Source organism: Arthrobacter nitrophenolicus (assembly GCF_000332815.1).
GTDB lineage: Bacteria > Actinomycetota > Actinomycetes > Actinomycetales > Micrococcaceae > Arthrobacter > Arthrobacter nitrophenolicus.
Genome location: NZ_AOFD01000049.1, coordinates 19,036 through 31,594 on the forward strand (window position 1 = coordinate 19,036; position 12,559 = coordinate 31,594).

Consider the following 12,559-nt stretch of genomic DNA (forward strand, 5'->3'; position numbering starts at 1 on the left):
CTCATATCCTAGCTAATCGCCGCCCCGTGATTCGCCGCCGTCGGAGCCGTTGCGGTGCCACCCCCGGACAGCCAGCGGAACATACCAGTACCGGCGCCACGCCACCACCCGGAAGGCAAAAACCACAGCCGCCACAAGGACGGCGGTCCCCGTGTTGAACAAGCCCGAGACCCACAGCAGGGAGGTCAGGGCCGCCCCGCTGAACGCCGGCAGCGCGTACAGTTCCCGGGCGTTGAACAGCTGGGGCACCTCGTTCGCGGTGATGTCCCGCAGCAGCCCGCCGCCCACAGCGGTGGCCACGCCAAGCAGGACTGCCGCGTACGGGTTCATGCCGAAGGAGAGCGCCTTCAGCGTCCCCGTGATGCAGAACAGCGCCAGTCCACCGGCGTCGAACAGGACCAGCAGCGAGGTGAAGCGCTGGACGCTGGAGAAGAGGAAATACACCAGGACCGTGGCCAGCAGCGGCGGGACCAGGTAGGCGGGGTTGGTGAAGGCCGCCGGAACGGTGTTGAGGATGATGTCGCGGATGACGCCGCCGCCCAGGGCCACGAGTGAGGCCAGGAGGAGCGAGCCCAGGATGTCGAACCGCTTCCGCGCCGCCAGCAGGGACCCCGAGACCGCAAAGAAAAAGACACCCGCCAGGTCCAGCCAGACCAGGGCGATGTCAAAAGCGAATGTCATGGAGCGTCCCGGCAATTCAAAGAGGTTCGGACAGGGCGGCTCCAACGTTACGCTAGCCCCTATGAACAGCCCCATCATGATCGCCTGCGCCCATGGGACGTCCAACGCACAGGGAGCAGCCGAGGTCAACGCGCTGCGTGCCGCCATCGCCGAACTCCGCCCCGGCCTGGACGTTCGGGAAGCGTATGTGGACGTCCAGCAGCCCGACCTGGTGGATGTGGTGGCGGGACTGCCGGCGGGGGAGTCCGCCGTCGTGGTGCCCCTGCTGCTCAGCGTGGGCTACCACGTGAAGGTGGACATTGCGCGGGCCGTAAAGAGCCGGCCCGGAAGTGCGGCCGCCGCACCCCTGGGGCCGGATCCGCGCCTCGCCGCGCTGCTTGACCAGCGGCTGCGCGAGGCCGGCGTCACGGACAACGACGTGGTGGTCCTCGCCGCTGCCGGCTCGTCCAACCCGAACGCGGCCAAGAGCGTGGAAGAGCTGCTGGGGCAGTTGCGGCAGCTGCGGTCCAACCGCATGGTGGCCGCCTATGGTGCCTCCGCCAAGCCGTCCGTGCCCGACGCCGTCGCCATGCTTCGCGAGGAGCTGGCAGGAGGTGCCGGGGCGGGGGAGTCCGCGGGAGGAGTCGACGTCGGCGGGCGGGTGGTGATTGCCTCCTACCTCCTGGCACCCGGCTTCTTCCACGACCAGCTGGCCAAGGCCGGGGCCGACCTGGTGACCGAGCCGCTGCTGCCGTCCCCCGCGCTCGCCGAGATCGCCCTGGAACGGTACGACGCCGCCGTCGCGAAAGCCCTGGAAGCAGCCGCCGCGGCACCTGCCGGCGTGCCCGCGGAAGAGCCCGTTGACCGCCAGGAAACGGCGCCGGCCGATGCACAGCAGGATGGCTTCTTCAAGGCCGTCCGGCGTTTCGTGACGAAATATTTCCCTAGGTGACTTAGCGTTTCCGGGCCTTTGTGACGCCATTCCGGCGGGACCTACAGTCGATGCATGACTGATACAGCTCTAGCCGGAGCGTCCGCGGACTCCGCTGCCACCAAGCGCCCCGCCCGCCCTGCCCGTCCCGCTGCAAAGCCGCACGGGCAGTGGAAAGTTGACGGCAAAACGCCCCTGAACGCCAACGAAACCTGGAAACAGGAAGACGACGGCCTCAACGTGCGCGAGCGTATCGAGACCATCTACGCCAAGGAAGGCTTCGACGCCATCCCCGGCCAGGACCTGCACGGCCGCTTCCGCTGGTGGGGCCTCTACACCCAGCGCAAGCCCGGGATCGACGGCGGCAAGACCGCAACCCTTGAACCGCACGAGCTTGAAGACAAGTACTTCATGCTCCGTGTGAGGATCGACGGCGGCGCGCTCACCACCGAGCAGCTCCGCGTCATCGGCCAGATCTCCGTGGACTTCGCCCGCGATTCCGCCGACCTCACCGACCGCCAGAACATCCAGCTGCACTGGATCCGCGTGGAGGACATCCCCGAGATCTGGAACCGGCTGGAGGCTGTTGGCCTGTCCACCACCGAGGCCTGCGGCGACGTTCCCCGCGTCATCCTGGGTTCGCCCGTGGCCGGCATCGCCAAGGACGAGATCATCGACCCCACCCCGCTGATCGAGGAGCTGGGGGAGCGGTTCATCGGCAACCCGCTGCTGTCCAACCTGCCGCGCAAGTACAAGTCCGCCATCACGGGCCACCCCAGCCAGGACGTGGTCCACGAGATCAACGACTTCGCGCTGGTGGGCGTCCGCCACCCCGAGCTGGGCGTCGGCTACGACCTGTGGGCCGGCGGCGCGCTGTCCACCAACCCGATGCTCGGCAAGCGCCTGGGTGCCTTCGTGAAGCCCGAGCAGGCCGCCGACGTGTGGCTCGGCGTCACGAGCATCTTCCGTGACTACGGCTACCGGCGCATGCGCACCAAGGCCCGCTTGAAGTTCCTGATGGCCGACTGGGGTCCGGAGAAGTTCCGCCAGATCCTGGAGGACGAATACCTCGGCTACAAGCTGGCCGACGGCCCGGCCGCGCCCAAGCCCACAACCCCCGGCGACCACGTGGGCGTGCACGAGCAGAAGGACGGCAAGTTCTTCATTGGCGCCACCCCGGTGGCCGGCCGCCTGTCCGGCGCTGCGCTGGTCAAGCTCGCGGACACCCTTGAGGCCCGCGGTTCCTACCGGCTGCGCACCACCCCGCACCAGAAGCTCGTTGTCCTGGACGTCGAGAAGGACCACGTGGAGCCGCTGGTGGCCGAGCTGGACGCCCTGGGCCTGTCCGCCCGCCCGTCCGTGTTCCGCCGCGGCACCATCGCCTGCACCGGCATCGAGTACTGCAAGCTGGCCATCGTGGAGACCAAGCACACCGCCGCCACCGCGGTTGCCGAGCTGGAACGCCGCCTCGCGGACCTCGCCGAGTCCGGTGAACTGCCGCAGGCACTGTCCCTGCACATCAACGGCTGCCCCAACTCCTGCGCCCGCATCCAGACGGCGGACATCGGCCTCAAGGGCATGATGCTTCCCACGCCCGACGGCGATCCCTCCCCGGGCTTCCAGGTCCACCTGGGCGGCGGGCTGGCCAACAACAACCGCGAGGAAGCCGGCCTGGGCCGGACCGTCCGCGGCCTGAAGGTGTACGTCGACGACCTGCCGGACTACGTGGAGCGCGTTGTCCGCACGTTCGTGGCCCAGCGCTCCGAAGGACAGACCTTCGCAGAGTGGGCCCACGCAGCAGACGAGGAGGCACTGCAGTGAGCAAGCATGCACTTGGCGTGGACCCGGTGGCCGCGCCTGCCGAAGCGGAAGCGGCGGTGGTTGAGCTTGTCGAAACCAAGGCCGCCGAAACCCCGAAACTCCGTTCCAAGGAAGAGCTGAAGGCCCTCGCCGAAGCCGGCGCTGCCGAGCTCGGCTGGGACGCCCCCGCCCGCGACGTGATCGCCTGGGTGGAGCGGAACTTCGACCTGCCCGCCGTGGCCGTCGCCTGCTCCATGGCCGACGCCGTCCTGCCCGCCCTCGTCGCGGACCAGATGCCCGGCGTCGACGTCCTGTTCCTGGAAACCGGCTACCACTTCCCGGAAACCTACGCCACGCGCGACGAGGTGGCAGCGAACCTCCGCGTCAACGTGGTGGACGTCCTCCCGGAGAACACCGTGGAGCAGCAGGACCGCCTCCTGGGCAAGGACCTGTTCGCCCGCGACGCGGCCCAGTGCTGCGCTCTCCGCAAGGTGGCCCCGCTGCAGCGCACCCTGGCCAAGTACGAGCTCTGGTTCACCGGCGTCCGCCGCGACGAGGCCCCCACCCGCACCAACACCCCGCTGGTGACCTGGGATGAGAAGAACGGCCTGGTCAAGGTCAACCCGATGGCCGCCTGGACGTTCGACCAGCTGGTCCAGTACTCCGACGACAACCTCCTGCCCGTCAACCCGCTCCTGTCCCAGGGCTACCCGTCCATCGGATGCCAGCCCTGCACCCGCAAGGTGGCTCCCGGCGAGGACCCCCGCGCCGGCCGCTGGGCAGGAACCAACAAGACAGAATGCGGACTACACGTATGAGCACTTCTAATGACACTTTGGTTTCGACAGGCTCAACCGACGCTCCGGTGATTGAGCCTGTCGAAATCCCCACGCGCCTCTCCAGCCTGGACACCCTCGAATCCGAGGCCATCCACATCATCCGCGAGGTTGTTGCCGAGTTCGAGAAGCCCGCGCTGCTGTTCTCCGGCGGCAAGGACTCCGTGGTGATGCTGCACCTGGCCACCAAGGCATTCTGGCCCGGCAAGGTTCCGTTCCCCGTGCTGCACGTGGATACCGGGCACAACTTCCCCGAGGTCATCGATTTCCGCGACCGCACCGTGGAGCGCCTGGGCCTGAAGCTCGTGGTGGGTTCCGTGCAGGAGTTCATTGACCGCGGCGAACTGGCGGAGCGCGCCGACGGCACCCGCAACCCGCTGCAGACCGTTCCGCTGCTGGACGCGATCCAGCAGAACAAGTTCGACGCCGTCTTCGGCGGCGGCCGCCGTGACGAGGACAAGGCCCGCGCCAAGGAGCGCATCCTGAGCCTCCGTGATGAGTTCGGCCAGTGGGACCCGCGCAACCAGCGCCCCGAACTGTGGAACCTGTACAACGGCCGCCACACCGTAGGCCAGCACGTCCGTGCGTTCCCCATCAGCAACTGGACCGAGCTGGACATCTGGCGCTACATCGAGCGTGAGAACATCGAGCTTCCCGGCCTGTACTACGCCCACGAGCGCGAGGTCTTCGCCCGCGACGGCATGTGGCGCGCAGTGGGCGAGGTGTCCCAGCCGCTGCCGCACGAGGAAGTCATCACCAAGACCGTCCGCTACCGCACGGTGGGCGACATGTCCTGCACCGGAGCCGTCGAGTCCAACGCCTTCACTGTGGGCGACGTCGTGGTCGAAGTCGCCGCATCCACCCTGACCGAACGTGGCGCCACCCGCGCAGATGACCGCATCTCCGAGGCAGCCATGGAAGACCGCAAGAAGGACGGGTACTTCTAAATGAGCACCGACACCCTGGCTGCCGACCTCGAAACGGCCCTGCCCACCACGCTCTTCCGGTTCGCCACCGCGGGATCGGTCGACGACGGCAAGTCCACCCTGGTGGGCCGCCTCCTGCACGATTCCAAGGCCATCCTGGCTGACCAGCTCGACGCCGTTGCCCGCACCTCCGCGGACCGCGGCTTCGGCGGGGATAAGGGCGGCATCGATCTGGCGCTGCTGACCGACGGCCTGCGCGCCGAGCGCGAGCAGGGCATCACCATCGACGTGGCATACCGCTACTTCGCCACCGACCGCCGCAGCTTCATCCTGGCCGACTGCCCCGGGCACGTGCAGTACACCAAGAACACGGTGACCGGTGCGTCCACCGCGGATGCCGTCGTCGTACTTATTGACGCCCGGAAGGGCGTCCTGGAGCAGACCCGCCGGCACCTGTCCGTGCTGCAGCTGCTGCGCGTGGCACACGTGATCGTGGCCGTGAACAAGATCGACCTGGTGGACTTCAGCGAGTCCGTGTTCCGCGACATTGAAGCGGACGTGCAGCAGGTTGGCCGCGAACTCGGCCTCGGCTCCGACGGAATCAGCGACCTGCTGGTCATCCCCGTGTCCGCCCTCGACGGCGACAACGTGGTGGACCGGTCCGAGCGGACCCCCTGGTACACCGGTCCGGCGCTGCTGGAGGTCCTGGAGACCCTGCCCGCTGCGGACGAACTCGAAAGCCACCTGGAGAGTTTCCGCTTCCCGGTGCAGCTGGTCATCCGGCCGCAGGGCGCCCTGGCTCCCGACGCCGTTGCCGCCGGCCTGGACGTCGAGGCTTACCGCGACTACCGCGCTTACGCGGGCCAGATCACCGAGGGTTCAGTCAAGGTGGGGGACAAGGTTTCCGTGCTGACTCCCGGCCAGGACCCGCGCACCACCACCGTGGTGGGCATCGATTTCGCCGGCTCCTCGCTGGAGGAAGCCGCCGCCCCGCAGTCCGTCGCCATCCGCCTGGCGGAGGAGTTCGACGTCGCCCGCGGTGACACCATCGCTGCCGCAGGAACGGTCCGCGAAGCGTCCGCAGACCTCTACGCAGCGCTGTGCTGGCTGTCCCCGAAGCCGCTCCGCGAGGGTCAGAAGGTGCTGGTCAAGCACGGCACCCGCACGGTCCAGGCACTGGTCCGCAACGTCTCCGGAAAGCTGGATCTCGCGTCCTTCAAGCTGGAGCCGGCATCCACCCTGGAACTGAACGACATCGGCCACGCCCAGCTCCGGCTCGCCGCGCCGTTGCCGCTCGAGAACTACCTGCACCACCGCCGCACCGGTGCGTTCCTGGTGATCGACCCGCTGGACGGCAATACACTGGCCGCCGGCCTGGTCAAGGACCACCCGGGCGACCACGAGGACGAGCGCTACAGCATCTAATGACGCATAACCGGCCACTGCCCGCATAACCGGTGCTGCCCGGCAACGGTTATGCGGTGCCGGGCCGGTTATGCGGATTGCCGTTCGAGGATCGACTTGAGCCGTTCCAGGTCCTTCCGGGTCTCGCGGCGGATCATCGGCTCCATGACCAGCCCGGCCAGCTTGGAGAAGCCGGAGGGCTTGCCGGTGTTGCCGAGCGTCATCCGGGTCCCGCCGGCGTGGTCCGTCCATGTGTAGGTGGTCTGCATCGGGAAGGGCCCCTGCGCGGTCCGCATCACCAGCTTCTCGCCGGGGACGTACTCCACGAACTCGTAGGTGTAGTTCAGCTCCCGCCCCAGGAACTTGGCGGTGAACGCCACCCTGGAGCCCGTGCTGATGGGGCCCGCGGTCAGCCGCTGCGACTTATGGATGTTCACGTACCAGCTCGGCGCGTTGTCCGGGTTGGCCGCGTATTCGGCAACTTCGGCGCGTGGCCGGTTGATGACAATCTCGGTCTGGACGTCCACCATGCTGCATCTCCTTCTAACGTGCGGGTTAGCCTAGGACTTACGTTAGTCCTGGGCCGTGCAGTGGGAGGCGGAGCATGGAAATCATCAGCCCGAAGCTTCTGAACTGGGCCTCGATCCTGGACAGCCAAACCCGCGAGCAGGCCGTGAAGACAGCCGGCCTGCCGTTCATCTACCCGCACCTGGCGCTGATGCCCGACGCGCACCTGGGCAAGGGTGCCACCGTTGGTTCGGTCATTCCCACGCTGCGCGCGATCATTCCGGCTGCGGTAGGGGTGGATATCGGCTGCGGCATGATTGCCGTCCGCACCCAGTACTCGGTCAAGGACCTTCCGAAGGACCTCAAGCGGATCCGGGAGGACATCGAGCGCGTCATCCCGCTCTCCGCCGGGCACAACAACAAGAAGGTGCTTCCCACTGCGGAACCCCGGATTGCCGAGCTCAAGGGACTGGCTGCGAAGGCCGGCTTCAACCCGGCGCAGTACGTCGAGAAGTGGGAGCTGCAGCTGGGTTCCCTGGGCTCCGGGAACCACTTCATCGAAATCTGTGCCGATGAAAACCAGGACGTCTGGCTGTTCCTTCACTCTGGTTCCCGCGGCATCGGCAACAAGATCGCCCAGCACCACATCGGCGTGGCACAGCATGTCAGCCGGAAGAAGCAGGTCTACCTGCCGGACCCGGACCTCGCGTACCTTGACGAGGGGACGCCCCAGTTCGACAGGTACATAGCCGAACTGCGCTGGGCCCAGCACTTCGCACTCCTGAACCGCGAGGAAATGATGGACCGCGTGAGTGCGCAGTTCGGCCACTGGGTGGGCGGCCGGGTGCAGGAGCGCGAGCGGATCAACTGCCACCACAACTTCACCCAGCAGGAGACGCATTACGGCAAGCCGGTCTGGGTCTCCCGGAAGGGCGCCATCAAAGCCGAGCCCGGCGATCCCGGACTCATTCCCGGATCCATGGGCACGGCGTCGTACGTGGTCGAAGGCCTGGGCAACCCGGCGTCCCTGAACTCGTCCCCGCACGGGGCGGGCCGGGAGTACTCGCGCAACGCCGCCCGCAAGGCTTTCACCCTGGCGGAACTCAAGCGGGCCATGCGCGGCATCGAATTCCGCGCGTCGGAGGCATTCATCGATGAAATTCCCGCCGCGTACAAGCCGATCGACCAAGTGATGCAGGACGCCGCGGACCTCGTGACGGTGCGGCACAAGCTGCGGCAGCTGGTCAACGTGAAGGGCAACTGAACCGCGCAATCCCGGTGCCACCGCGTCCGAATGTGACGCTAGATGAACGTGCGTGACCCCCCGTTTAGGCTTCATTGAACGCGAATATGTCACTCCCTATGGTGAAACAATGACTAGTTCCAAGCCCGGGATGACCCGCATCGTGGCAGGCGAAAGCGCGGTACCCAAGCGCAAGCGTGCCATCGAGGCCGCCCTGGCCATCGGACTGGTCCTGCTCATCGCCGTCGGAGCCGTGGTCGCGTCCACCGTTTCGCGCAACACCGAGGCGCAAGCCGTTGCCCCCACCCCCGCAGCCGAACTGAAGCTCGGGTACTTCGGCAACGTCACCCACGCCCCGGCGCTGGTGGGGATCAAAGAAGGGTTCCTCGCCGACTCGCTGGGCAGCACCACCCTGAACACCGAGACTTTCAACGCGGGCCCGGCGGCCATCGAGGCGCTGAACGCCGGTGCCATCGACGCCGCCTACATCGGCCCCAACCCCGCCATCAACTCGTTCGTCAAGAGCCAGGGCGAATCCGTCCGGGTCATCGCCGGGGCCGCGGCAGGCGGCGCCCAGCTGGTGGTCAAGCCTGAGATCACCTCGGCCACCGACCTCAAGGGCGCGACCATCGCGTCCCCGCAGCTTGGCGGCACCCAGGACGTGGCCCTCCGCGCCTGGCTCACCTCCCAGGGCTACAAGACCAACGTGGACGGCAGCGGCGACGTGGCCATCAACCCCACGGACAACGCCCAGACGCTCAAGCTGTTCCAGGACGGAAAGCTCGACGGCGCATGGCTGCCCGAGCCGTGGGCGTCACGCCTGGTGCTCCAGGCCGGAGCCAAGGTGCTGGTGGACGAGAAGGACCTGTGGGACGGCACCGGGACCGGCAAGCCGGGCGAGTTCCCCACCACCATCCTGATCGTGAACCAGAAGTTCGCGGCCGAGCACCCGGACACCGTGAAGGCCCTCCTCGCAGGCCACGCGAAGTCGGTGGCGTGGCTGAACGAAGCCCCCGCGGACCAGAAAGCAGCGGTTATCAACTCAGCGCTGGAGGAATCCGCCGGCGCCGCGCTGGCCGACGACGTCCTGGCCCGGTCCCTGGCCAACATCACCTTCACCCTTGACCCGCTGGCGGGCGCCTACCCCCGCCTTCTGCAGGACGGCGTCGACGCCGGCACCACCAGGCAGGCAGAGATCAGCGGGCTCTTCGACCTCCAGGCACTCAACGAAGTCGCCGGCACCAGCAAGATTTCCGCGGCCGGCCTCGGCCAGGACTGACCAACCCACTACCTAAGGACGGCACCATGCCAGTCGTACTGGAACACCTGGGCAAGCGCTTCGGCGACGGCGCCCCGGTACTGGACGACGTCAACGCCAACATCGAAAAGGGCGAGTTCGTTGCCCTCCTCGGTGCCTCCGGCTGCGGCAAGTCCACGCTGCTGAACATCATCGCGGGACTGGAGGCGCCGTCGTCGGGAGCCCTGGAAGTACCCAGCGACGGTGCCGCCTTCATGTTCCAGGACGCAGCACTCTTTCCCTGGCTCACGGCCCGGGAGAACATCGAGCTGGCGCTGAAGCTGCGCGGCGTAGGCAAGGCCGAGCGGCGTGCCAAGGCCCAGGAACTCCTGGAGCTGGTGCACCTCGGCGCCGCCGGCGACAAGCGCCCGCACGAACTGTCCGGCGGCATGCGCCAGCGCGTGTCCCTGGCCCGCTCGCTCGCCCAGGACCGGCAGCTCCTGCTCATGGATGAGCCGTTCGCCGCCCTCGATGCGATCACCCGCGACCTCCTCCATGACGAACTGGAGCGCATCTGGAAGGAAACCGGGCGGACCATCGTCTTCGTCACCCACAACGTCCGTGAAGCCGTGCGGCTGGGCCAGCGCGTACTGCTGCTGTCCTCCCGCCCCGGCCGCGTGGTCCAGGAATGGGCCGTCACCGAGGAACACCGAACCGACGCCGGGCTCGCCGGCCAGCTGACCGGGGTCATCACCGCCCGGCTGCGGGAGGAGATTCGCCGCCATGCCAAGTAACCCCACGCCTCTTGCTGAGTCAGAACCGGTGGTTGAGCCTGTCGAAACCCGCGAGCACGTGCATGCCGCTTTGACCCGGACTTCCACCGGGAATGAGGACCTGCGGGAGCTTGAGTCCGGGCTGGACTCGCTGCAGTCCGACGCCGAGCGCAAGCACCGGATCGACTGGAGCCGGATCCTGCTGCCCGTCGCTGCCCTGGTGGTCCTGGTGCTCATCTGGCAGTTCTATGTGTCCCTTGGGGTCAAGCGCCGCGACCTGGTCCCCGGGCCGCTGGACGTTATGGGGCAGATGGGCCTTCTGTGGAATGAAGGCAAGCTGCAGGAGGCCATGTGGACCTCGCTGCAGCGCGGCGTGGTGGGCTTCATCATCTCCGTCGCCATTGCCACACCAGTGGGCCTGCTGCTGGCCCAGGTCGCTCCGCTGCGCCGGGCTTTCGGTCCGCTGATCTCCGGCCTGCAGGTGCTGCCGTCCGTGGCCTGGGTGCCTGCGGCCATCATCTGGTTCGGCCTGACGGACGCCACCGTCTACTTCGTGGTGTTCATGGGCGCCATCCCGTCCATCATCAACGGTCTCATCTCCGGGGTGGACCAGATCCCGCCGCAGTACCGCCGCGTCGGCACCGTCCTGGGAGCGTCACGGCTGCAGATGGCACTGCAGGTCATCCTCCCGGCCGCCCTTCCCGGATACCTCGGCGGGCTGAAACAGGGCTGGGCCTTCTCGTGGCGATCACTCATGGCCGCTGAAATCATCGCCGTGGGCGGCACCATCGGCTTCGGCCTGGGCTCGCTGCTGGACCAGGGCCGCGTGCTGTCCGACATGTCAGTGGTGATGTCCGCGATCCTGCTGATCCTCGGCGTCGGAATCCTCATCGAACTGCTGGTGTTCGCCCCCATCGAGAAGCGGCTCCTGCGCAGCCGCGGCCTCCTCGCCGGCAGCACCCGCTAGTTCTTCCACGCTCCCGCGCGGGGTCAGGTCCTATCCCATTACCGGGGAGGGACCTGACCCCGCATTTTTTATAAGGGGGCAGCCGGGGGACCTTAGTCACTTCTGCATGCAGTGCCCGGGTACCAGCCTGTAGATGTGGGCAAGAACTCCAGGAGCGTGGACCAGGCGACAGCGGCCACTTCGGCGGGCCATGTCACCGCCGTCGTGATCAACGCTGCCCTGCTGTGGGCCATCCACATGTGGCCGGGCTGGCAGACCGTGCCGTTCCTGACTCCCGACACGTCCCGCGTCCTCGGTGCGGTCACCCTGGTGCTGGTGGCGACAATGCTGGCGCACCTGGTCTTCCTCCTGGTCCCTTCCCGCATCGTCAACGCCTTGGGCAACCTGGCCGTCCTGGCCATCGGTGTGCCCGCGATGGTCCAGCTGTGGGAAGTGTTTCCCTTTGACTTCGGCGGCACCTGGTCCGGCTGGCCCGTCGTCGTACGGACTGCTGGTGCTGGGCATCGTGGGCCAGGTCATCGGCTTCATCGTTGGACTGGTGGCCCTGTTCCGGGCCGTGGCCGGCTTTGGTGCCGAACGCCGCGCAGACTGACCGGAGTCAAGGGCTAAACAGGGGCACTTTGACACGGACACGCCGGGGATTGGGCCGCGGACAAGGGCGGGTGCGCGCCGATGTGCCCCACGGCCGTCGGAGGGAGGCCGACGGCGGACGGCCGGGTTTGTGACGCAGCGTTACCTTGCGTGAACTGGTGTTGCTCGGCCTTTGTGGGCGATTGTGACGCGGCCCTACCGTTGATTCATGGCAATTCAGGATATCTACCCCACAGCGCTGCGGCTCCTCGGCCGTCCCGTGCTGGTGGTGGGCGGCGGCCCCGTTGCTGCCCGCCGTGCCAAGGGCCTGCTCGACGCCGGCGCCGTGGTCACCGTGGTGGCTCCCGTTGCCTCTCCCGCGCTCCAGGAGATGGCCGACGCCGGCCTGCTCACCTGGGCAGCGCGCCGGTATGACTCCAAAGACGTCGATGGCGCCTGGTTCGTCCAGACGGCCACCGGCGATTCCGCCGTGGACGCCTTGGTATCGGCCGACGCCGAGGCGCAGCGCATCTGGTGCGTCAACGCCTCCGACCATGAAGCCTCCGCCGCCTGGACACCCGCCGTCGCCGAAGTGGATGACGTCAAGATTGCCGTGAACGCCGGGGGAGATCCGCGCCGGGCCATGGCCGTCCGCGACGCCGTGGCCACGGCACTGGAAACCGGCGACCTGCCGCTGCGCCGCCG

The 12,559-nt window shown here is 67.6% G+C and carries 13 protein-coding genes; 11 read left to right on the forward strand and 2 right to left on the reverse strand.

Annotated elements, in window-relative coordinates:
- Positions 1-12: 12 nt before the first annotated feature.
- Positions 13-681, reverse strand: a complete 669-nt coding sequence (locus G205_RS15815; RefSeq protein ID WP_009358868.1) for a trimeric intracellular cation channel family protein — start codon at positions 679-681, stop codon at positions 13-15.
- 61 nt (positions 682-742) lie between these two features.
- On the opposite strand from G205_RS15815, the gene G205_RS15820 reads away from it, so the two are divergent.
- Genes G205_RS15820 through G205_RS15840 form a run of 5 tightly spaced genes read left to right on the forward strand, consistent with a single transcriptional unit; the run spans position 743 to position 6,578 of the window.
- Positions 743-1,612 carry a sirohydrochlorin chelatase gene (locus tag G205_RS15820; protein ID WP_009358869.1) on the forward strand — a complete coding sequence of 290 codons (870 nt, stop codon included), beginning with the start codon at positions 743-745 and terminating at the stop codon, positions 1,610-1,612.
- Positions 1,613-1,666: 54 nt separating this feature from the next.
- On the forward strand, positions 1,667-3,412 hold the full coding sequence (locus tag G205_RS15825; RefSeq protein WP_009358870.1) for a nitrite/sulfite reductase: 1,746 nt from the start codon (positions 1,667-1,669) through the stop codon (positions 3,410-3,412).
- A 56-nt stretch (positions 3,413-3,468) separates the two neighbouring features.
- Positions 3,469-4,209 carry a phosphoadenylyl-sulfate reductase gene (locus G205_RS15830; RefSeq protein ID WP_052014160.1) on the forward strand — a complete coding sequence of 247 codons (741 nt, stop codon included), beginning with the start codon at positions 3,469-3,471 and terminating at the stop codon, positions 4,207-4,209.
- A complete protein-coding gene (gene cysD / locus G205_RS15835; protein ID WP_035753410.1) occupies positions 4,206-5,174 on the forward strand; it encodes a sulfate adenylyltransferase subunit CysD in 969 nt (322 codons plus the stop codon). Before G205_RS15830 ends, cysD begins: the two co-directional genes overlap by 4 nt.
- Positions 5,175-6,578: a sulfate adenylyltransferase subunit 1 gene (locus tag G205_RS15840; protein ID WP_009358873.1), complete on the forward strand. Its 1,404-nt coding sequence runs from the start codon at positions 5,175-5,177 to the stop codon at positions 6,576-6,578.
- A 68-nt stretch (positions 6,579-6,646) separates the two neighbouring features.
- On the opposite strand, the gene G205_RS15845 is transcribed toward G205_RS15840, so the two are convergent.
- The gene (locus G205_RS15845; RefSeq protein WP_009358874.1) at positions 6,647-7,087 is read right to left on the reverse strand and encodes an SRPBCC family protein; all 441 of its coding nucleotides are present in this window, start codon (positions 7,085-7,087) and stop codon (positions 6,647-6,649) included.
- A 74-nt stretch (positions 7,088-7,161) separates the two neighbouring features.
- On the opposite strand from G205_RS15845, the gene G205_RS15850 reads away from it, so the two are divergent.
- From G205_RS15850 to G205_RS15875, 6 genes are all read left to right on the forward strand, one after another.
- On the forward strand, positions 7,162-8,328 hold the full coding sequence (locus G205_RS15850) for an RtcB family protein (protein WP_009358875.1): 1,167 nt from the start codon (positions 7,162-7,164) through the stop codon (positions 8,326-8,328).
- Positions 8,329-8,458: 130 nt separating this feature from the next.
- On the forward strand, positions 8,459-9,586 hold the full coding sequence (locus G205_RS15855; RefSeq protein WP_009358876.1) for an ABC transporter substrate-binding protein: 1,128 nt from the start codon (positions 8,459-8,461) through the stop codon (positions 9,584-9,586).
- A gap of 26 nt (positions 9,587-9,612) precedes the next feature.
- Positions 9,613-10,338 (forward strand): ABC transporter ATP-binding protein, encoded by a 726-nt coding sequence (locus tag G205_RS15860; protein WP_009358877.1) that lies wholly within the window; start codon positions 9,613-9,615, stop codon positions 10,336-10,338.
- Positions 10,328-11,284, forward strand: a complete 957-nt coding sequence (locus tag G205_RS15865) for an ABC transporter permease (protein ID WP_035753414.1) — start codon at positions 10,328-10,330, stop codon at positions 11,282-11,284. The genes G205_RS15860 and G205_RS15865 overlap by 11 nt, the downstream gene beginning before the upstream one ends.
- A 135-nt stretch (positions 11,285-11,419) precedes the next feature.
- Positions 11,420-11,893 carry a hypothetical protein gene (locus G205_RS21245; protein WP_235046976.1) on the forward strand — a complete coding sequence of 158 codons (474 nt, stop codon included), beginning with the start codon at positions 11,420-11,422 and terminating at the stop codon, positions 11,891-11,893.
- A gap of 190 nt (positions 11,894-12,083) precedes the next feature.
- Positions 12,084-12,559, forward strand: a 476-nt coding sequence (locus G205_RS15875; protein ID WP_009358880.1) for a precorrin-2 dehydrogenase/sirohydrochlorin ferrochelatase family protein, incomplete at its 3' end; no start/stop codon positions are given.

Excerpts from the sequence above, each read along its gene's own strand:
- G205_RS15815 (WP_009358868.1), bottom strand. The coding sequence starts at position 681 with ATGACATTCGCTTTTGACATCGCCCTGGTCTGGCTGGACCTGGCGGGT.
- G205_RS15820 (WP_009358869.1), top strand. The coding sequence starts at position 743 with ATGAACAGCCCCATCATGATCGCCTGCGCCCATGGGACGTCCAACGCA.
- G205_RS15825 (WP_009358870.1), top strand. The coding sequence starts at position 1,667 with ATGACTGATACAGCTCTAGCCGGAGCGTCCGCGGACTCCGCTGCCACC.
- cysD (WP_035753410.1), top strand. The coding sequence starts at position 4,206 with ATGAGCACTTCTAATGACACTTTGGTTTCGACAGGCTCAACCGACGCT.
- G205_RS15840 (WP_009358873.1), top strand. The coding sequence starts at position 5,175 with ATGAGCACCGACACCCTGGCTGCCGACCTCGAAACGGCCCTGCCCACC.
- G205_RS15845 (WP_009358874.1), bottom strand. The coding sequence starts at position 7,087 with ATGGTGGACGTCCAGACCGAGATTGTCATCAACCGGCCACGCGCCGAA.
- G205_RS15850 (WP_009358875.1), top strand. The coding sequence starts at position 7,162 with ATGGAAATCATCAGCCCGAAGCTTCTGAACTGGGCCTCGATCCTGGAC.
- G205_RS15855 (WP_009358876.1), top strand. The coding sequence starts at position 8,459 with ATGACCCGCATCGTGGCAGGCGAAAGCGCGGTACCCAAGCGCAAGCGT.
- G205_RS15860 (WP_009358877.1), top strand. The coding sequence starts at position 9,613 with ATGCCAGTCGTACTGGAACACCTGGGCAAGCGCTTCGGCGACGGCGCC.
- G205_RS15865 (WP_035753414.1), top strand. The coding sequence starts at position 10,328 with ATGCCAAGTAACCCCACGCCTCTTGCTGAGTCAGAACCGGTGGTTGAG.